The 20,245-nt window shown below is 64.1% G+C and carries 18 protein-coding genes; 11 read left to right on the top strand and 7 right to left on the bottom strand.

What is annotated here, in order from left to right:
• Nucleotides 1-81 precede the first annotated feature (81 nt).
• From KBY77_RS12595 to drmC, 5 genes are read left to right on the top strand one after another with little or no spacing between them, the layout of a single operon-like run.
• Nucleotides 82-3,735, top strand: a complete 3,654-nt coding sequence (locus tag KBY77_RS12595) for an Eco57I restriction-modification methylase domain-containing protein (RefSeq protein WP_255105005.1) — start codon at nucleotides 82-84, stop codon at nucleotides 3,733-3,735.
• A complete protein-coding gene (locus KBY77_RS12590) occupies nucleotides 3,732-5,594 on the top strand; it encodes a DUF262 domain-containing protein (protein ID WP_255105003.1) in 1,863 nt (620 codons plus the stop codon). The genes KBY77_RS12595 and KBY77_RS12590 overlap by 4 nt, the downstream gene beginning before the upstream one ends.
• A gap of 1 nt (nucleotide 5,595) precedes the next feature.
• Complete coding sequence (gene drmA, locus KBY77_RS12585) at nucleotides 5,596-9,135, top strand: DISARM system helicase DrmA (protein ID WP_255105001.1); 3,540 nt, start codon at nucleotides 5,596-5,598, stop codon at nucleotides 9,133-9,135.
• Nucleotides 9,136-9,155: 20 nt separating this feature from the next.
• Nucleotides 9,156-11,054: a DUF1998 domain-containing protein gene (gene drmB, locus KBY77_RS12580; RefSeq protein WP_255104989.1), complete on the top strand. Its 1,899-nt coding sequence runs from the start codon at nucleotides 9,156-9,158 to the stop codon at nucleotides 11,052-11,054.
• A complete protein-coding gene (gene drmC, locus KBY77_RS12575; protein ID WP_255104982.1) occupies nucleotides 11,051-11,848 on the top strand; it encodes a DISARM system phospholipase D-like protein DrmC in 798 nt (265 codons plus the stop codon). The genes drmB and drmC overlap by 4 nt, the downstream gene beginning before the upstream one ends.
• Before the next feature lie 65 nt (nucleotides 11,849-11,913).
• Here the strand turns inward: drmC and KBY77_RS12570 are convergent, their stop codons facing one another.
• The 4 genes from KBY77_RS12570 to KBY77_RS12555 form a co-directional block, all read right to left on the bottom strand.
• Complete coding sequence (locus KBY77_RS12570) at nucleotides 11,914-12,858, bottom strand: ArdC family protein (RefSeq protein WP_255104980.1); 945 nt, start codon at nucleotides 12,856-12,858, stop codon at nucleotides 11,914-11,916.
• Nucleotides 12,859-12,996: 138 nt separating this feature from the next.
• A complete protein-coding gene (locus KBY77_RS12565) occupies nucleotides 12,997-13,242 on the bottom strand; it encodes a hypothetical protein (protein WP_255104979.1) in 246 nt (81 codons plus the stop codon).
• 350 nt (nucleotides 13,243-13,592) lie between these two features.
• Nucleotides 13,593-13,889 (bottom strand): hypothetical protein, encoded by a 297-nt coding sequence (locus KBY77_RS12560; protein WP_255104978.1) that lies wholly within the window; start codon nucleotides 13,887-13,889, stop codon nucleotides 13,593-13,595.
• Between the two features lie 267 nt (nucleotides 13,890-14,156).
• Nucleotides 14,157-14,711, bottom strand: a complete 555-nt coding sequence (locus tag KBY77_RS12555) for a sigma-70 family RNA polymerase sigma factor (RefSeq protein ID WP_255104977.1) — start codon at nucleotides 14,709-14,711, stop codon at nucleotides 14,157-14,159.
• 160 nt (nucleotides 14,712-14,871) lie between these two features.
• Here KBY77_RS12555 and KBY77_RS12550 point away from each other — a divergent pair, with 160 nt between their 5' ends.
• A complete protein-coding gene (locus KBY77_RS12550) occupies nucleotides 14,872-15,189 on the top strand; it encodes a hypothetical protein (protein ID WP_255104975.1) in 318 nt (105 codons plus the stop codon).
• Complete coding sequence (locus tag KBY77_RS12545) at nucleotides 15,173-15,517, top strand: hypothetical protein (RefSeq protein ID WP_255104974.1); 345 nt, start codon at nucleotides 15,173-15,175, stop codon at nucleotides 15,515-15,517. Before KBY77_RS12550 ends, KBY77_RS12545 begins: the two co-directional genes overlap by 17 nt.
• 34 nt (nucleotides 15,518-15,551) lie before the next feature.
• Here the strand turns inward: KBY77_RS12545 and KBY77_RS12540 are convergent, their stop codons facing one another.
• The 3 genes from KBY77_RS12540 to KBY77_RS12530 form a co-directional block, all read right to left on the bottom strand.
• Nucleotides 15,552-15,908: a hypothetical protein gene (locus KBY77_RS12540; protein ID WP_255104973.1), complete on the bottom strand. Its 357-nt coding sequence runs from the start codon at nucleotides 15,906-15,908 to the stop codon at nucleotides 15,552-15,554.
• Nucleotides 15,909-15,932: 24 nt separating this feature from the next.
• The gene (locus KBY77_RS12535) at nucleotides 15,933-16,661 is read right to left on the bottom strand and encodes a L,D-transpeptidase (protein WP_255104972.1); all 729 of its coding nucleotides are present in this window, start codon (nucleotides 16,659-16,661) and stop codon (nucleotides 15,933-15,935) included.
• A gap of 86 nt (nucleotides 16,662-16,747) precedes the next feature.
• A complete protein-coding gene (locus KBY77_RS12530; RefSeq protein ID WP_255104971.1) occupies nucleotides 16,748-16,945 on the bottom strand; it encodes a hypothetical protein in 198 nt (65 codons plus the stop codon).
• A gap of 172 nt (nucleotides 16,946-17,117) precedes the next feature.
• On the opposite strand from KBY77_RS12530, the gene KBY77_RS12525 reads away from it, so the two are divergent.
• From KBY77_RS12525 to KBY77_RS12510, 4 genes are read left to right on the top strand one after another with little or no spacing between them, the layout of a single operon-like run.
• Nucleotides 17,118-18,017: a major capsid protein gene (locus KBY77_RS12525; RefSeq protein ID WP_255104970.1), complete on the top strand. Its 900-nt coding sequence runs from the start codon at nucleotides 17,118-17,120 to the stop codon at nucleotides 18,015-18,017.
• A 42-nt stretch (nucleotides 18,018-18,059) separates the two neighbouring features.
• Nucleotides 18,060-18,491, top strand: a complete 432-nt coding sequence (locus tag KBY77_RS12520; RefSeq protein ID WP_255104969.1) for a hypothetical protein — start codon at nucleotides 18,060-18,062, stop codon at nucleotides 18,489-18,491.
• Between the two features lie 4 nt (nucleotides 18,492-18,495).
• Nucleotides 18,496-19,416, top strand: a complete 921-nt coding sequence (locus KBY77_RS12515) for a hypothetical protein (RefSeq protein ID WP_255104968.1) — start codon at nucleotides 18,496-18,498, stop codon at nucleotides 19,414-19,416.
• Nucleotides 19,417-19,431: 15 nt separating this feature from the next.
• On the top strand, nucleotides 19,432-20,214 hold the full coding sequence (locus KBY77_RS12510) for a hypothetical protein (protein ID WP_255104967.1): 783 nt from the start codon (nucleotides 19,432-19,434) through the stop codon (nucleotides 20,212-20,214).
• The last annotated feature ends 31 nt before the right edge of the window (nucleotides 20,215-20,245 follow it).

Below are 20,245 nucleotides of genomic sequence, written 5' to 3'. Positions count from 1 at the left end.
GATCAGAAGGTCACCGGAGGCGAGCACCTCTGGCGGGCCAGCGCCCAGGAGCGCTTTGAGCGGCTGCTGCGCGAAACAGGCGTGGAGGCGGGGCTGCTGTTCAACGGCAGCCAGCTGCGGCTGGTGGTGGCCCCGAAGGGCGAAAGCTCTGGGCACATCACCTTCTCGCTCAAGGATCTCGCCGAGGTGAGCGGCCGGCTGATGTTCTCGGGCCTGGATCTGCTGCTGGGCCAGAGCCATGTGTTCCTCGATCCAGACGGCTACCGGCTCGCTGATGTGCTGAGGAAGAGCCGCAGCTTCCAAGCGGTGGTGAGCAATGCCCTGGCGGATCAGGTGCTCGCGGCGCTGTGGGAGTTGCTGCGCGGCTTCCAACAGGCCGATGAACTCACCCAGCGCCAGGGCGGCCTGCTGCTGGGGAATCTGGCCGAGGACGATCCAAAGCAGCTCTATGGCGGCCTGATCACGGTGCTGATGCGGCTGGTGTTTCTCCTCTACGCAGAAGACAACGCCTTGTTGCCAAAGGATGCGGTGTATGAGCAGAACTACAAAGTGAGCGGTGTCTTCGAGCGGCTGGAGCAGGACGCCGCCGAGTTTCCCGACACTTTGGAACAGCGCTACGGCGCCTGGGCCGGCCTGATGAGCCTGTGCCGGCTGGTGTTCGATGGCGGCGGCGCCACCGTGGATTACCTGCCGGCCCGCAAAGGGCAGCTGTTTGATCCGGCGGTCTACCCCTGGCTGGAAACCCCCTGGATCAGCGATGGGGTGGTGCACGAGGTGCTTTCCAACCTGCTGGTGGTGAAGGGTGAGCGCATCAGTTACCGGGCGCTGGATGTGGAGCAGATCGGCTCGGTGTACGAGGGGATCATGGGCTATGCGGTGCGTCGCATCCCCGGCCGCTGCATCGGCCTTAAGAGCAAGCCCCAGGGGGCCAAGAAACAGCTCACCACGGCGGTGGATCTCGATGCCTTGCTGACACTGCCTGGCGAGAAGCGCAAGGCGTGGTTGGAAGAAGAAGCGGCCACCACCCTGCCGCCCAAATCTGCCAATGCGCTGAAGGCCGCCGCCAGCGAAGCCGAGCTGCTGGAGGCCCTTGCCCCGCGGATCAACCGCGAGCTGTTCGATGGGCCCCAGGCTGCGGGCAGCCTGGTGTTCCAGCCCACCGAGGAACGGCGCCGCAGCGGCAGCCATTACACGCCCCGATCGCTGACGCGGCCGATCGTGGAGGAGGCGCTGCGGCCCTGGCTGGAACGCTGCGGCGGCAAACCCACCGTGGCCCAGATCCTGGCGTTGAAGATCTGCGATCCAGCCATGGGCTCCGGTGCCTTCCTGGTGGAGTGCTGCCGCTTCCTGGCCGAACTGCTGGAGCTGGCCTGGGCCCGGGAAAGGCTGCCCGACGCCCTCCAGCCCGGTGGCTCCGCCCATGGGGAAGAGCCGCTGATCTATGCCCGCCGGCTGATCGCCCAGAGCTGTCTCTATGGCGTGGACAAGAACCCATTTGCTGTGAACCTGGCCCGCCTCAGCCTCTGGCTGGTGAGCCTGAGCAAAGATGCACCCTTCACGTTTGTAGACCACGCCCTCAAGTGCGGCGATTCGCTGGTGGGCATGGAGCGCAGCGAGATCGAAACGGCACTGAAGGGCGCCAGCATGCAGCGCGAACTGCAGATCACCTTGCTCGATCAGGTGCGGCAGCAGGAGGCCAGGAGCTTCGCGCTGTTCCATGCCGACAGCCGTAACGATGCTGACGACGCCCAGAAGCGCCAGGCCCTGGAGGCCCTGAACGCCAGCACCGCCTACCTACGCACAGTGGGTGATCTGCTGGTGGCGGCGTTCTTCAACGGCAGGAAGCCGAAGGATCGCGAAGAGCTGAAGCAGCTCTTTCTGGCGGCCACGCTGCAGCACAGCTCAGCGGCAGAGCTGGAGAACGAGCTAGCCGAGCCGCTAGAGCGGTTGCGCTGTGGCGAGAAGGGCATTCAGCCGCTGCACTGGCAGCTGGCATTCCCGGATGTGTTCGGGCGAGAAGAGCCGGGCTTTGATATTTTCGTGGGCAACCCTCCTTACCTCGGAGGTGCAAAGATATGGCCTGTACTAGGCGACTCTTATCCCGATTGGCTAAGGGCTACTCATCCCAACTCTACTGGGAAAGCAGTAGATTTAATTGCACATTTCTTCCGAAGATCATTCACTCTGCTGCTGGAGGAGGGGTCGATTGGCTTTGTTTCTACAAATACAGTTTTTCAGGGAGATACCAGGCAAGCGGGCCTAAAACAGATTCTGCATGGCGGCGGAAGAATCTACTCGGCAATCCGAAGAATACCTTGGAGAGGAGATGCTGCCGTGGTTGCATGTGCCATTTGCCTTGCCAAGGGTGGAGCAAGATCAATTTGCCGCCTAGACGAGCAAGTGGTATCCGGCATAAATTCATTTTTGCTGCCTACAGAAGTCGATCAAGATCCAGAACCGCTCGGCTCCAACAAAGATAAGTGCTTCAGAGGCGCAGATGTCTATGGAGCTGGGTTTGTTTTTGAACTCGATTCACCATCGCCTGAAGGGTCCTTGGGCGAAATCGAGCAAATTCTTTTAGAGTCTCCTGCAGAGAAGGAGGTTATCCATGATTTCATTGGAGGCAAAGAAATAACCACCCACCCTCAGATGCTTCCGCACAGAAAAGTTATTGATTTCACGGGCTTGAGCCTTGAGCAGGCAAAGGCTTATCCAACGGTTTTTCGCTTGGTTGAACAAAGAGTGAAGCCTGGTAGATCAAAGCTTGGTGGATACTCCGTCGCAGACAGCAGGAGAGAGAAGTGGTGGCTTTTTGGCACTCAAACCCCGGCGCTTAATCATGCCAAGAATAGCGTGGAAAAGGTATGCGCAATATCGCAGACATCTAAATACAGCTGCTTTGGCATTCTTCCGGCAGAGTATGTATTTAGTCACAAAGTTGTCGTAGTTTGCAGTGACAACATCTACTCGACTTTCGCTATTTTATCTTCGTCGTGCCACTCATTTTGGTGCGCGCTCACGGGCTCAACACTGGAAGACAGGCCCGTTTACTCAACTGTCGATTGCTATGAGGCTTTCCCGTTTCCTGAAGCAGCAGTAAATGGCGGAAGTAATCCAGAGAATTCAGACTGCAAGCTTGAAGATTTAGACAGGATTGGTCGTCAATACGATGTGCTACGCCAAAGTTGCACGACCGTCTTCAGCGAAGGCTTGACAAATACATACAATCGCTTCCACGATCCCGCCGAAACAAGCCCCAAACATTTGAGCCTACGCCGCCTCCATAGCGTGATGGATCAGATGGTTTTGGCCGCCTACGGTTGGAGCGATGTAACTACCGCCTACGGCTTCGGGCTTGACTACCTCGATCTCGAAGACGACAACCAGCTCCCCTATCAGCTGCAGGAGCGCATCGACAGCGGCGAGTTGTTCTTCAGGGACGCATGCGATGCCCTTGACTTCCAGCGGCACCTGCAGGCCTGTGGTGCCATCAGCGGCCGAAGCAATCTGCCTTGGCGCTACCGGTGGCCAGAAGCCGTGCGTGACGACGTCCTCGCCCGCCTGCTCGCCCTCAACGCCGAGCGCTACGCCGAGGAGGTGGCGATGGGGTTGCACAGCAAAGGGGGCAAGAAGACTGCCAAGACAAAGTCCAAAGCGCCACCAAATGCCGTCCCAGTCGCTTCTGGCTCATTCCAACTCATTAGTGAACCCGTCCAGATCGGGCTGTGGTCATGAAAAAGCTTGACGGCAAGGTCTCCAGCATCCGTGAACTGCTCTTCGGCGCTCGCTTCGGGATTGACTACTACCAGCGGGAATACCGCTGGGAACGCCGGCAGGTGGAGGAGTTGATTGACGATCTCACCAGCCAGTTTCTCGAAGACCACGACCCTTCTCACTCTCGCGCCAAGGTGCGCGACTACAGGCATTACTTCCTCGGTGCAGTGATCACCAGCGAGAAGGAAGGACGCAGATTCCTGATCGACGGGCAACAGCGCCTCACCACCCTGACGCTCCTGCTGATCTTTCTTCTACGCTCCCTACCCATTGGCGAAGATCAGGCCAACATCCGCCCCCTCATCTATGCGGAGAAGTACGGCACCAAAGCTTTCACCATCGATGTAGAGGAGCGCGAAGCCCTGCTCCATGCCCTGCTCAACAACGAGCCATTTGAAACCAGCGCGGCCAGTGATGCAGTGCGCACCATGCTGGCCCGCTATGCCGACATAGAGGCCCTCTTTCCTGCCGATCTTCTCAGCCATTCACTGCCATATTTCGTAGATTGGTTGATCGACAATGTGCAGCTAGTGGAGATCACCGCCTACAGCGATGAGGCGGCCTACACCATCTTTGAAACCATGAATGATCGGGGGCTGCGCCTTACCCCGGCCGAGATGCTCAAAGGATTCCTGCTGGCTAACATCCCCACCGAAAGTCAGCGCAACCATTGCAGCGATGTCTGGAAGCAGCTGGAGCAGCAGCTGGTGGGGATTGACAAGGAGGCCCAGGCCGACTGCATCAAGGCGTGGCTTCGGGCCCAGCATGCCGTCAGCATCCGTGAGCGCCGGGCCCAGGCTGCCAGTCAGGATTTTGAATTGATCGCCAGCGAATTCCACCGCTGGGTAAAAGACCATACCGAACTGCTGGGCCTGGGCAACGAAGCCGGCTTTGTGGCCTTCATCCAGCGCGAGTACGCCTTCTTCACCGGCATCTACCGGAAAATCCGACTGGCCAGTGAACAGCTCGTGCCAGGGCTGGAGGCCATCTACTTCAACCACAGCAACGGCTTTACCCTGCAGTTGCCTCTGATGCTGAGTGCCCTCAGCCTCGACGATCCACCGGGGCTGGTGGAGGCCAAGCTCCGCCTGGTGGCGAACTACGTGGACATTTCGATCCACCGCCGGATCTGGAGCTACTGGGCGATTGATTACTCCACCAACTACTACCGGGTGTTCACCCTGCTGCGGGACAAGTTGCGCCGGCGTTCACTCCCGGAATTGCAACGGGCTCTGATCGATGACCTGGCTCCCCTTCCAGGCTTTGATGCCTCGGCCCCCTGGGGCCTTACCCGTGGTCGCATGAACCGCCCCCAGGTGAAGCGCTTCCTCGCCCGCCTCACCCATCACCTTGAGCGCGAATCGGGCCAACTCGGCCGCTACGTCGACTACGTCACAGCCAGCGGTAAACAGGCCTATGAGGTGGAGCACATCTGGGCAGAGCAGAGCTGGTCAGAAGATCGTCCCGGCATACGTACTTGGTATCCCCAGGAAGAGAACTTCCGGGAAGCCCGCAACCGTATTGGGGCTTTGCTGCTGATCCCCAAATCCATTAACGCCAGTTATGGCGACCGCCCCTATGAGGAGAAGCGCAGCCAGTACGTAACTCAGAACGCCCTTGCCCAGACCTTCTGCGAGCAGGCCTACCTGAACAACCCCGCGTTCAAGGCTTTCCTCGAACGCAGTGGCTTAGCTTTCCAATCCGAACGGGAGTACACCCCGGAGGTGTTGGAACGCCGTAACAAGCTCTATGCCGAGCTTGCTGGCCGAATCTGGAGCTTGGATCGGATACTGGCAGAAAATACTGGAGGCGTGAGCTGAGATGGCCACCTCCGCCGAAATCCGCTCCCAGCTCGTCGCGGCCCTGCACAGTGATCTGATTGGACCACGCTGGGACGATGTTGCCCGTCGCCATGAACAACTGCCCCAGCCGCCCTCGGTCTGGTTCACCACCGGCTTCCTGGTGCCCCATGTGTTCCAGCAGGAAGCGGGCCGCGCCACAACAGACGAGCAACTCTCCTTTTCTGATCTCGCTGGCGAAGAACCCAGCAGCGACGCTACCCATCGCCTGGAGAAGCAGGAAAAGGACGATGACGCCAATGATGCCCTTGATCAGGCCAACACCCGACGCAGCTGGTTTACCTCGTCCTGCGGCCTGAGCTTCATCCTGGAGCGTGGCTCCACCATCGAGGCCACTGTCTCCTGGGGGGATTACACAGCCCCGGCCGATGGCGACGACGAGAAGCTCTGGCTGCGCACCCCTCAGCGCCACAGCGTGACGCTCACGATTGCCGGCGAGGGCACCAGCACAGACATCCCATTGGAGACCAACCCTCAGGGTCTCTGCCTGCGCTGGATCGCCAGGCCAGCACCCAGCAAGCTCGGCTATCGCAGTGATCAGCTGTCGGTGTCGCTCTTTCTGCTCAACAAGCGGGAGCCGCCCAAGACCAACCAGATCCGTCACCGCGATCCGGTTTCTGCCTTCCAGGTGGAGCTGAGCCTCCAGTGCCCCCAGGGCTTCCCACCGCGTCGCGATGCCCTGCAGCAGGCGGCCAAGGATCCTGACGAACGCTTGGCGGCTCTCCAATACCGGCGCGACTACTGCTTTGCGGGCGGCCACAACGTGGCCGTGATCGCCTCAGACATCCCTAACGACAACCCGGCCCGCTGCCACACGCTCACCACCACCTGGCTACCTACGGCCCGTGTGTTCCGAACCCTTCCCGAACCACCTCCCGGCACCAACGTGCCAATGGGCATGGAGGCCTTGGCAGATCTGGCCCGCAGCGAACGCATCGGCCAGCAGTTGATGCCGATGGTGACGGCCTACCGGGGCTGGATCACCCAGCAACCAACACACCCCATCAGCGACAACGATCAGAACGAAACCGCCAAGCAGCTCCGGGCCCAGGCGGAAGCCTGCGCCACGCGCATCGAAAACGGCATCAAGCTGCTCGCCGATCCCCTGGTGCGCGAGGCCTTCCGCACCATGAACCTGGTGATGGCCCGCGCCAGCCGGCAGCGCAGTGCCTTCAGCGCCAAGGTGCCGCCCGATCAGATCGGCATCGTTCCGAATACCCGCGCCCCGAAGTGGCGCTTCTTCCAGCTGGCCTTTGTGCTGATGAATCTGCCGGGCCTGGCGGCTCCCGAGACCCCCGAAGGCCGGCTGGATCGTGAGGCCGTGGAGCTGTTGTTCTTCCCCACCGGTGGCGGCAAGACGGAGGCCTACCTGGGCCTGGCGGCCTTCCTCCTGGTGCACCGTCGCCTGCAGAACCCTGGGATCGAATCCGCCGGCATCACGGTGCTGATGCGCTACACCCTGCGGCTGCTCACCCTGGATCAGCTCGGCCGCGCCGCCACCTTGATCTGCGCCCTGGAGCTGGAGCGCCTGGAGCGAATCGAGAAGAGCGACCCCTACCTGCTGGGTGAATGGCCCTTCGAGATCGGCATGTGGGTCGGCAAGGCCGCCACCCCCAACAAGCTCGGCGGACCGGGCGACAGCGACCAACAGTCCACCCACGCCGTGCTCACCAAGTGGAAGGCCGGCAAGCGCGATCGGCCGATCCCGATCGAAACCTGCCCCTGGTGCAATCGCCCCCTTCAGCCGGAAGGCTTTCACCTGTTGCCCCCGAGGAATCCCGATCGACTGGAGATCTACTGCCGCGAACCCCGCTCTCCTGAGGCCAAGCAAGACTTCGCCCATATGGGGCCATGCCCCTTCCACAAGGGCACACCATTGCCAGTGCTGGCGGTGGACGAGCAGATCTACCGCCGCTTGCCGTGCTTCCTGATCGCCACGATCGACAAGTTCGCCGCCCTTCCCTGGGTCGGCAAAACCTCCTCGCTGTTCGGCAACGTCAGCACATATCAGTTGCCCACGGGGAGTGCACCTGCGGGCTTCTGGGGGCCGGCGGAAAAGGGCACGGGTGGCTTGAAGATTCCCCACGGCCGTCTGCTGCCGCCGGAACTCGTCATCCAGGACGAACTACACCTGATCAGTGGCCCCCTCGGCACCCTCGCTGGCCTCTATGAAACGGTGATCGAGGGGCTGATGCGGCCGGAAGCCTCTTCACTGCCCCCCAAGATCATTGCCTCCACCGCCACCGTGCGCCGGGCCGAAGCTCAGATCAAGGCCCTGTTCGCCCGCAGCCAGGTGCGGATCTTTCCGCCGCCGGGCCCGGAGCGAGATGACAATTTCTTCTCCCGCACCATCCCCGATCCCGATCAGGCTCGACTCTACGTGGGCCTCTCAGCCCCGGGCCGCAACCTCAAGGGCGTGCTGCTGCGCTCCTACCTGGGCCTGATGGCTGCAGCCCAGAAGGCCTGGAACGACAACAAGTCCATGGGCGCCAACAACCCGGCAGATCCCTACATGACCCTGCTGGGCTACTTCTCCAACCTCAAGGAGCTGGGCGTAACCCGCAGCATCCTGGAAGACGAACTCGGCGCCCAGTTGGACCAGTTCGCCAGAAACCGCGCCCTCGCCATGGAGGGTTTCGAGAACCCCTTCGCCAGCCGCAAACGGCCCAACGAACCAGAGGAGCTCACATCCCGCGTGAACACGGCCAAGATCAGCAGCACCAAAGACCGTCTTTCCAAGCCCTACGTAGACAAGGACCACCTCGACGTGGCCCTGGCCACCAACATGATTTCGGTGGGTCTCGACATCTCCCGCCTCGGGTTGATGGTGGTGCTCAACCAGCCCAAGACCGCCGCCGAGTACATCCAGGCAACCAGCCGCGTCGGCCGGCAGCTGAGCGACAACCCGCAGCAGAACAAGCCAGGGCTGGTGCTCGTCCTGCTCAACCCCAACCGCCCGCGGGATCGCTCCCATTTCGAGCTGTTCCCCTACTGGCACCAGACCTTCTATCGCCATGTGGAGGCCACCAGCTGCACGCCCTTCGCCAGCCGGGCTCTCGACAGGGGCCTGCCGGGGGTGGTGGTGGCGATGGCCCGCCATGGCGATCCAGCCCTGGCTGGGGCTAAGGGCGCCATGGCAGCGGATGCCCTGCAACGCATCAAGGCCCAGATCGCCACGGCGCTGCAGGAGCGTTGCATTGCCACAGGTGCAGCTGACGACAGCCTCGACGAACACCTCCCCACCGACGTGCGTGATCACGTGATCGATCTGCTCGAAGCTTGGTGGAAGCTCACCCAGGAGCCGGAGGCCAAGCTGCAGTACTGGACCCATGAGGAAAAGGGGGCCGGGGCTGGCTTCCTTCACACCGCACTCGATACCGACCCGATCTACCAAGCCGAGGGCTACAAGCAGTTCACCACCAACTGGAGCCTGCGCGATGTGGAGCCCTCCGCCCCGATCCGGATGGTGAACTTCAAGGAAGAAATCACCACCGAAGACTGAACCCGAAAGTCAACACCTCCATGCCCACCTCCACCCGCCGCAAAGCTGCTCCCCCGCCACTCGGCGAGGCGCGTCAGAGCCAGGTGCTCCAGCTCTACGGGCCCGGGGCGATGGTCGATCTGCCCGACTACTCCCTGTTGATCGGGGGGTTGGATTTCTGGAACGACCGTGGCTGCGATCTGATCCATGAGCCGCGGCTGCTGCAGTTGGTGCGGCAGGCCACGGGGGTGGCCCGGGTCGACCTACGCACGCCGCCCAAGGAGGTGGATCCACTTAAGAACATCAGTGGTTCGATCAAGGCGCTGCGCTTTCCGGAGTGGTCGGTGGCCCAGAAGGTCAGCGAGCGGATGGCCTTTGGGATTCCCTGCCGGGCCAGGCCCCTGGTGCACTTCAACGACGGCTGCATCTCCGACTGGCGCACCTATCAAGACGACGAAGGCAAGCACTCGCTGGTACCCGTTCGCTTCGTGATGGCTTGCCCACACGGCCACCTCAGCGACATCCGCTGGCGCGACTTCTGCTTTCGCCAGTTCGGTTGCAAAAACACCGAGCGCCTGTATCTGCTTGAGGCCGGCACCGGCAACGACTTCACCCAGATCTATGTGCAGTCGGAAGGCGGCACGACCCGCAAGCTCGCCGATGCCCTGGTCACGGAAATGAGCCCTCTGGGGCTCTGCCAGGGGCACACGCCCTGGCTGGGCCGCAACACCCGTGACCCCGAAAAGTGCAAGACCGATGGTGAGCCCACAAAGAATCGCCTGCTAGTGCGTTCGGCCACCAACGCTTACTTCACTGAGACGATCTCGGTGATCTCCCTGCCGGAGGAAGCGAACTCCCTGGCCAAGCGCGTCACCGAACTCAAAGACGACCTTGCCTTGATTGAGGCGGAAGAGGATGTATCCGCAGCCCTCAAGTTCAACCCCAGGCTGAAGAGCGCCTTCGCCGGAGTGGAACCGTCCGTCCTGTGGCAGGTGATTGAGGCCCAGCGGGGCGGCAGCACCGGGCAGGTCGCCCAACCCAAGGATGAGGAGCTGGCCCTGCTGATCGGTCCGATGGATGGGGTCTCCAGCTCAGCAGAGGGGAGCCTGTTCGAGGCGGATGTTTGGCAGCCACCCTGCCCTCCAGGCTGGTTCAGCAAAGCCATCAAGCGGGTGTTGCTCTTGCACCGCCTGAGGGAGGTGCAGGCTCTGGTGGGGTTCACCCGCTTCACGGCCCGTACCAGCAGCCTGGGCGGCCTTCCGATCGACACCACCAAGGTGAACCGCCGGGCACCGCTGGCCAACGATCTTCGCTGGGTGCCTGCCAGTGAAAACAAGGGGGAAGGGATCTTCATCGAATTCGATCCCGCCACGATCCGCGCCTGGGCCGCCAGTGATCCGGTGGCGATGCGGGCCGGACAGTTCACCAAGGCCTTCGAGAACGAATGGCTCGCGTCACGTGGTCTCGACGAAGCCCAGTTCCCCTTCCCTGGAGCCCCTTACCTTCTGCTCCACAGCCTCAGCCACCTGCTGATCACTGAGATGGCTCTGGAGTGTGGCTACGGCGCCAGCTCGATCCGCGAGCGCATCTACGCCAACAGCGAGATCGGCTACGGCATCTTGCTGTTCACCAGCAGCTCCGGGTCAGAGGGCACCCTTGGCGGCCTGGTGGGAGCCGGCAAGAGGATCGTGGCCTACTTGGAGAAGGCGTTCGAGCGCGGTCAGCTCTGCAGCAATGATCCCTTCTGCTCCGAGCACGACCCCAACCACCCCTTCGACATCCGCCCCACCCATGGCGCCGCTTGCCATGGCTGTGAATTGATCGCCGAAACCTCCTGCGAGATCCGCAATGAGTTCCTCGATCGAGCACTGGTGAGCCCCACAGTTTCGGCCAACCCCGAAATCGGTGATCCATCCTTCTGGGAGTTCATCAACGCATGAGCCTCACGCTGCCAGCTCAGACACTGCGGGCAGTTGCTACCGATCTCCGCCGTCTGAACTACACGCCCACCAGTTGGCAGGGCTTGCTCTCCACTCACAGCGAAGCCATCCGCCTTCAGCTCGAGCCACTGCTGGTGGAGATGGTGCGAGAGGGGGCCCATCCCCGCCTCATGGCGTTGTTGCTGGATCGCCTCGCCGATACCCAGGACGCTCTCCAGAGGGAACGAAACGCCTGGAGCTTTGTCTGGTCGGGCCCGGATCCGCTCCATGCCAAAACGGCCGACACGTTTGCCACGGTGGCTCAACTCATCAGCGAAGCCCGCTGCAGCTTGCTGATCGCCACCTACAACATCGGCCTCAGCAGCGAGTTTCGCGCGTTGTTCGCCTCCATTGCCGATCGCTTGGCCCATGGTCAGCTGAACCGTGTCGACCTGTTCTTCCACCCCAAGCAGATTGAGGATCGCCTTGGTGCTGACCCCCTGGCGACGATCTCAACATGGTTCAACCGGGAAGTCTGGCCTTGGCCAGCCAAACCCCATGCCTATGTGGACCGACGGCTGATCTCAGGATCGGCTGAGCGTTGTTACCAGCACGCCAAAATTGTCATTGCTGATGCAACAACACCTGATGCCAAAGCCCTTGTGACCAGCGCCAACTTCAGTGAAACGGCGCAGCGTCATAACTTTGAGGCTGGATGGCTGACAAAATCCGCCCCAAGGGTGCAGGAGATTCAGAAGCAATTCTCCATGGCCGTTGACCAAGGCCTTTTCTTGCCTCTTGAAATTGCCGCCTGAGGAGAGGCTTTGGGGTAATAATATAATCAGGCAAGGTTGCTTGAATGGCAATAGATCTACTGATCTCAAGCAATAGAGCAATACCCTGAATCCCGAGATGATGGCCCCTCTGGACAGATCAGATCTGCCGCCTGCCGCGCCTCGCTGAGCACCTGGAACAGCACCTTGGGCGTTTCCTTGAGCAGCTCGATCCAGTGGCCCAGATAGGCGGCATGGCTCTCGATCTCGCTGCCGATCTCCAGCCGATCACCCAGCAGCACCGCCCCCAACTCGGCGACCAGCTCCTCACGGGCATAGCGCGCCTTCCCGTAGGCACCGCCCAGATCACGCTTCAGGCGGGACTCATGGCCGGTGGAGTGGATCTGCTCATGGGCCCAGGTGGCGCAGAACGCTGCAGGCGAATGGAAGCTGGCGCGATCTGGAAGCTGGATCCGATCGATGCCCGGCAGATAACAAGCGCGATCCCCCCCAAAGCTGACCGGCACCGGCCAGGCACCCAGCATGGCCTCGGCCGCCTCCAGGCGCTGGGGCTCTGGCTTGGCCTCAACGCCTTCTGCTGCTTTGCGCCCTTCAATCAGGCCGGCGAGGGCTTCGCCCTCGAGATCGGCGGCATTGAAGACCGCCACCGGCCGGTATCTGGCCCAGCTGCGCAGGGTGACTTCACCGCCTTCTCCGGGCTCCTCTCGGCTGTGGAGCTGGGGCCGCAGGATGTGAACCGCCTTGCTGCCCTTGCGGGGGAAGATGCCGAGCTTCCTGGCCTCGGCAAAGCCGCACCAGAACGGGGTGGCGGATCCCCGGATGTGCATGCCGAGGGTGAGCAGGATCGGATTGGCGCCGCGGTAGCGATGGCCTGAGATCAGATTGACGTGGTGGCCGCCACCGCTGCTATCCCAGGGCCGCCGCCAGGGGGCGGAGCCGGCCTCCAGCAGCTCGATCAAGGAGGCGACGATCTTCTCCTCGGCCGTGGGGCCAGCGAAGGTTTTGCGAGAGCGGGACTTGGACGCGGCCATGAAAGGCAAGGCGCGGGACGCCCGAGTGGTGCCCCGCGACGGCAAGGGCGGCGACGGCGCCTGTCGCCGAGCCGCTTGCGTCAGCCCTTGCCCGTGGGGCGACCATGAGGAAGCCCGCGCGACCCATCCCCAGGGGGGTCAGTCCCGCAGCAGATCGCCGCTGGTCCAGCCACCGGTGCGCCGCACCCGTGACGGGCGGGAGAGCGTGGTCTTGGTCATCTGCCGATCGAAGCTGCCCCGCGAGGGGGCCATGGCGACGGAGAAGGCAACGCCCGGTGCGCCGACCACCTGCTGGGGCCAGACGCCGGTGCGGGGCTTGGCGTGAACCCGGGCGACTTGAGCCGGGGCCTTCATCGATCTGGCGCTGATCATGGTGGCGGGCATGGCTGCATGGCGTTCGCTCAAGCCCCATTGCCAGGCCACGGCCGGCGCTGGCAAGGGGTGTTGACGTCTTGCGGCTCCGCTGATGCCTCCTGTTACTCGTGGCGCTGTCACCGGTGATCAGCTCGGGCCTGTGCTGAGTGAGAAGCCAACGCCGTCAGAGCCAGCGGGCCCTTGGCGCGTGACGGCCAGGATCAGTGGCCGCCTGATGCAGATCAGCAACCACCACGAGTCGCGGGTGATCCGCAAGGCGGAAGTGGAGACGTACCTGCCCAAGGTCAAGCCCTGGTGACAGGCGGGGCCTGAGGGGGCAAAGCCCCAAAGGGGCCGGTGCTGACCGGCCCCAGGTGAGCTCAGGCCGCAGCCAGTGGCTCTGTTGCCATCGCGGCCTGGACCCGCTCGATCTCTGCCTCAGCGGTGGCCTCCAGCGCGGCATCGATCTCCTGGATGCGGGCCAGGAACTGCTCCATCGCGGGGATCAGCTCCTCTTCCAACAGGGTGATCTCTTCCTCGCCATAGGGGTGATCGATCCAGAGGCGGCGGATTGGCTTGCCCCGGTGGGTGCGCAGCAGCCGGGTGAGCGCCAGGTGGCTGGAGTGGACCAGGGCGACGGGATCCTCGCGGGAGAGGGAATCGAGCCAGAGGGACATGGGACCTGGCGCCGGAGCGCAGCGATGGGACGCCAGCAGCACCGCCGGAAAGGCAAGGGGCGCGGAAGCGACTCGCGCAGCCCTTGCCCCGGCGGATGATGCGCGATCCCACCGCCAGCCCCAATGGGGCCAGCCCCCCTCCAGGCGATGAGCTCCCGGAACTGCTCCCCGAATTTGGTCAGGTGCTCCCTGAATTTGTCCGACTGCTCCCCGAATTTGACCCCGCTCTGGGGTTTTGGGGCCGGCCTTAGCCGGCCCGCTGGGCCCTCAGGCCAGCTCAGCCTTGAGGGCGGCCAGGCCCCTCTGCCGATGCCGCTGCACCGACATGGGGCTCATGCCTAGCTGCTGCCCGATCTGGCGGAGGGAATGACCCTCCAGCACCGAGAGCCGGATGATCGCCGCCTGGCCAGCCGGGAGCCGATCCAGCAGGGCTTCCACGCCGGCGCTTTCCGGCAGCTGCTCCTGCTCGGGCGCCTCCAGCTGATCGATCCAGGTGGCGCCGCTAGGCAGGGGGGCATGCAGGCTCTGGTGGCTCCAGGGGTGGCCGCCCTTCTCGTGCTGACGCCGCGGGACGCGGACCAGGCGGCCGTAATCGCGGAGGTGATGGAGCAGGGCGCCCTTGATGCAGCGCCTGAGATAGCCGGGGGCAGAGGCTGTATCGCTTACTTGGCGGCAGGAGAGCCAGAGCTGCATCTGCGCCACCTGCCGGGCATCCTCCAGCTCGACCACGCGGCTGCCGGCCGCCAGGCTGCGGGCAATGGAATCAGCGAGGGGCATGAATTGCTGGAAGAGGGCATCGGCCTGGGATGGGGTGCGGGCCATGGCCTGATCGCGTAGGACGCGCGACCCCAGGCCTCGACGCAGGAAGAGGCCAAGCTGAGCAAGGCCAAGCAGCAGGCCAGCCGCCACCGATCGGGCCGACGCCGTTCGTTCCTGGCAAGAGAGAGCAGGTGCATCGCCTGCCCTTCCTGCCGCCCCGCTGATGGCTCCTGCTCCTGCCAGCAACACCGCGCCGATCCTTGCCCTGGTCGGTGCCGAGATCCTGGCCTTGGGTGCCTTCGTTGCCGTCTGCGAGGTTCGGACCTCTGACGTTCAGCTGTGCGAGCACCGTTGGGCACTGGCCTTGCCCGCCATCGCCCTGGCCGGCCAGTCGGCGGCGACTTACTTCATGGACAGCCGTGCTGGTAGTCCTGCCCCAGGCAGCCCTGCACCTGGCCGCTTGCCGCTGCCGCCGGTACGGAACAGCCGTGGGCAGTTCACCCGCCAACAGCAGGAGGGAGACGATGCGCTGGTGGAATGATCTGGCCGTCGCCTTCCTGCTGCTGGGCTTGATCGAGGCTCTCGTCAAGCCGATCGCCAAGCGCTTCGTGCAGCGCCGCATCCTCAGGGCAGCCCCGTTGGTCTTTGCCCAGCTGGACCCCTACCTGCCGGCGCTGCTGCAGGCTTGCTACGGCGCCCAGCTGGAGCAGATCGTGCGCACCAAGCTGGAGGCACTGACCGGCGAGAGCTGGGCGGGAGAAGACCTGGGCTTGTTGTTTCGCCTTTTCGATCCGCGCCTTGCTGCTGATCGGACGCACCCCTCTACCCCTCCTGCTTTCAGCAACCCTTCCAACGCCTCCGTGCTCTGAACCGCAGCCGCCGGCGGATCAGCCACCGGCGCCGTCAGGGGCGCCTGCCGCGCTCGAGGGCTGCACCACCGAGCAGCGCCACCAGCAGCTTCAAGGTGGAATCAAAGCTCGCCGCGACCTGATCGAGGGCGCGGGGGCAGACCTCAGCCAGCTGGCGGCGGTTGCTGAGCGCCACCCGCCCGCAGACCATCGTGGCGACGCTGTAAAGCGTGAGCTGGATCAGGATGACAACGGCGAGCAGCCGGAAGATGAAGCGCTCGCGATCGAAGCGGCTCAGGGCTGTCGTCTTCTTTGATGCCGCTGCACCCCCGGGTGCGCCACCGCTGACACCGGCCTTACCGCCCGCGTCGTTGGTACTGCTGCTTCCTGCTGACTGCTGCTCTACTGCCACCGGTTCGCATCGCCTGCGCGGCCCTCAGGGTTCCTGGAAGACACCGACGTAGACGGTGCCCTGCCGGTAGAGGGGCATCACCCGGTCACGCAGGACGATGTTATGCAGCCGCACGCAGCCGTGCGTCGGCAGCAGGTGTTGTTTTGCGGCCCAGGCACCAGGCCAGCCGCAACCGGAGCCGCCGCCGTGGAGCATGATCCCGGCGCGGCTGGCCCCGGCCTCCTGGTTTTCCAGCTCGACCATGTCGAAGCTGTACCAGCCGAATGACATCGCCGTCGGGCTCTGTGGGGGGTTGGGGTTCTGCTCGTAGTCGGCGTACACCTGGCCGAGCCTGTAGAGCCCCGGCGGCGTGTCGGTGCTCTTGCGCCGCCACTCGTTGTCGGCCCCGATGCCTCGCGCCAGGCACGGCACCTTCCAGAGGAGCCTGCCACTGTGGTCATAGGCCTCCATGTCCTCGTCGCGGTCGTTGACGAGGAGGTAGGAATCGCCGGGCTTCACCGGTGCCTTGAGTTTCGGGCCGACCATGCCGGCCTCCTCAGACCCCCGTGGGTCGAGCCCACCGCTGGGTGCTGCTGGTGCCGGGGGAGCAGAGGGCTTCTCGCTGAACTTGCGTGCCCAGGCGGCCTGCTCATCGAGGATGTCGCCGCTGCCTTCCAGTTCGGCGATCGAGCGATAGAGCCCCCAGATGCCAGACACCTGCTGAGGTTCACCCTTGAACGCTTCCCAGCGGTCCTGGAACCGTTCCGGGGTCATTGGAGTGGCCATGGCGCGGGCTGCTTACGTGCCCTCTGTTGCCACCGGCATGAGAAAGCCCGGCCGCAGCCGGGCGGGAGCTGCGCTCAATAAGGCAGCAGCGCCAGCAGCTCCGGATCGAGAGCCGGCTCCGGCAGCGCCGCTTGGCGCTCAAACAGGATCTGCTCGGCCAGCTCTGCGAGCCGTGGCAGCGGCACCCAGGCCGAGTGGCAGATCGTGCTGATGCGATCGAGGGATTCAGAGCTGTGGCGCTCCAGTGCAGCGCGGCGGAAGGCGGAAGCCATGGGGAGCTGGAGAAGGACCCCAAAGCCGGGCGGGGTGGGGTCAAGGGGCGGCGAAGCCGCCTTGCGTCAGCCCTTGAGGCCACCCCGCACCATGACGGGCCCTGACCAGCGCCCAACCCTTTCTGTCGATGGCAATAGCTGGGTGACGTTGCTGGGTACACCCGGAGCAAGCATGGGCCTCTCCCTGATCGAGGCTGCCAAACACGAGACGCGGGTGGAGCGCCTGGCCGTGATCAAGACCTTCACCGAAGGTCAACTGATCAGCCGCCTCCCCTTCCGCAACCTGCTTGGTGGTGCTCTCAAGTTCGCCGTCGAGAAGAAAATGCCCCGCGTCGGCTTCCGCGCCGTCAATGAGGGCTACCGGCGTGATTACGGCGCCGTTGAGAACGACACCGAGTTCGTGCACCTGTTCGGGGGAGATCTCGATGTGGACCGCTCGATCGTGGACCTCAACGGCCCTGAGGCCAGGGCTTCCCAGACTGAGCAGAAGGTGCGCTCGATGCGCCTCACCCTCGAGGCGGCCGTGATCAATGGCGATGCCGCCTTTGACCCACGCGCCTTCAATGGCCTCAGCAAGCGGCTCACCCCCGGTGGCCCCCAGACCGTCGACAACACTTCCGGCAGCGTCAAGCTCACCCGGCTGGAGGCCCTGGTGGACTCCGTCAATGCCTACGGCAGCGAGAAGGTGCTGCTGACCAGCAAGGCAGGTCGGCGCCAGATCAGCGCCGCCTGCCGCGCCGCCGGTGGTGATCTGTATCAGGTGATGGACGGCCGCCACTGGTTCGAGGACACCGAAATCCTCTGCCTGGAGGAAGACGCCAACGGCAACGACGTGCTCGGTTTCGGGGAAGCGGGCGGCACCACCTCGATCTACTGCTGCGCCTTTGGCGATGAGCAGATGACCGGCCTGCAGGGTCCGTTTGAGGGGCGCTACGGCATCTCGGTGCGGGACTTCGGGGAAGTGCAGGACGCGCCGGTGTTCCGCACCCGTGTCGATTGGTACGTGGGCTTTGCGGTCTGCGATCAGAAGGCGATCGGGCGGCTGTTCAACATCGGCCCCGCCCTCACCTGAGGCCCAGAAGGCCACACCGCTCGATCTGTTTCCCCTGAGGACATGACCATGACCGCTTCCGGCAACAAGCTCATCGATGCCGCCACCACGCTGGTGGGCTGGATCAACTACAGCGCTACCGATCCGTTTGAGCGCACCCGCGTCAGCGCCGAGATCGTGCGCCTGAGCGTTCCGCTCGACACCACCGACAACTTCTCCCTGCTCTTCTCCCATCCCGGTGCCGCCGCAGCGGTGACGGCCGTGCTGGAGGTGGCGCCCTTGCTCAAGGACGGCACCACCGGCACCTGGTTGACGGCCGCCACCGTGGCGATCCCTGCCGCCGGCGGTCAGATCGAGGCGACGATCAGCGGCGGTTCGCTCGTGCCTGCTGCCGGTGATCTGGCCAACGTGGTCGATCCCTGCTTCTTCTTTGCGCGGGCAACCCTGACGCCATCCACCCCTGCTGGCGCTCACGTCAGCCTCACCCACGCCTGAGCCGATGAGCAACTCTGAAAGCTCACTGGTACGGCCGACGCAGCCCGGCACTCCCTGGGCGCCGCCTCAACCGCTGACGCAGGGCTCGGATCCGACGGTACCGACCGCACCGGAGCTCAACCCCGTCCCGGAGGGACCTTCCGACCGCATTCGCCCCGTTGATCCGACGATCCCGATGGCCCTCACCGATGCCGATTCCCTGCTGAGCGTGGCGGCCCCAGAAGGGATGGTGCGGATCACTCATGGCGACCAGAGCCGCTTCTGCTTCCCCTGCCACATGGATGGCTGGCAGGCCCTCGGCTGGACGGCGCACCCTCCAGGCCTTGCCGGTGGTGATGGGGAGGACGGTGGTGGATCGCCGCCGAATCCACCGGATCCGCCTGCTGCGTTGCCAACGATCACCGCGATCAAGGGCGGACCGTTTGTGGTCAAAGGCGAGGTCGTGGAGGCCTATGTGGTGGGCACGGGCTTCTCCTCTGACGGTGATCTTGAGGTCCGGGGTGAGAGCCAGGCAGAGGCGGGTGACTACAACTTCCTGGGCGCCACGGAGTTGAGCTTCCAGCTCGATTGCAGCCTGATCAACGAACCGGTCCGGTTGCCGGTGGTGGCAGTGAACGGTGCGGGCAAGAGCGAGACCTACCTAGTCCAGGTTGTTGCCGCCGGCTCTGCAGGTGCAGCGGTTGCAGATGCATTGGTGGCGGCCCCGCTGACTGATTACGCCGCGATGACCAAGGCGCAGATCATCGCCGAGGTGGAGCGCCGCTACGGCGTGGCGCTGGATCCGGGCATGACCAAAGCGGAGCTGGTGGCCGAGGCCGAGCGGCTGGCCGCCAAGGGTCCGGCGAGCGCGGTCCCGATCGCTGAGCTTGATGAGCCTCTGGCAGATGACCAGGAGCCGGCCCTGCCGCTGGATCTGCTGCGCTGATCCCGTCGCACCGCCATGCCGTACCCGCTGCCCACTGGCCTCGATGACACCAACGGGCGTGTGCGGATCATCCCGCCGGTCGGCTGCCCCGGCAGCGAGGAATGGGTGCTGCTCCATGAGGCACCGCGCTGGCTGGAGCTGAGCTTTCGGCTGGGGCCGGTGCCGGCCCTGCCGCTGGAGCTGTTCTGGATGCCGGCGCCGAGCCGCTGGAATGATCCACTTGGTTCAGCGCCGATCGAGCTTGCGGTGAACCCGCTGGGGCTGCCGGCCCAGGACTTCCAGGTGGACTGGGGCGATGGAACCAGCGAAACCGTGCCGTGGACGCCGTACCGGCCGGATGTGCCCAAGGTGCGGCATGTCTACGGGCAGCGGCTGGACCTGACCGTGACGGTGACGATGGGGGTGAACATCGCCGCGTTGCCGGTGGCGCTGCTGGGCTGCCCGCTGCCGCCCAACATGATCCCGACGTCCCCACCTGGCGGCGCCGCTGGCGGCAGCTTGGCGGGCGTGGAGCCGCTGGTGCCGGGCGACGGCCTCGATGGGCTCGCCTACAACGGGAGCCGCGCCGAAGTGTGGCGGCTGCGGCTGCACCCCCAGGGCGGCCTGGCGCTGCTGCCCTCGCCGGTGGATGGCAAGCCAGCCCTGGTGGTGATGAACGGCTCCGGCGCCGCCAGCCGCGGCACCCGCTGGTATGCGGGTGATGGGCCGCCACCGAGCGAGGGGCTCAACCCACCGCCGGCACCGGGGGATCTGTACCTGAACCGGACGAACGGCCAGGTCTTCGAGCTGATCGTCTGAGTGCGCCGCTGTGCGGTTCACCGCGTTGCGG

This window comes from Synechococcus sp. Cruz-7E5 (assembly GCF_024345995.1).
Lineage (GTDB): Bacteria > Cyanobacteriota > Cyanobacteriia > PCC-6307 > Cyanobiaceae > Regnicoccus_A.
This window is presented reverse-complemented; position numbering and strand designations above follow the sequence as displayed.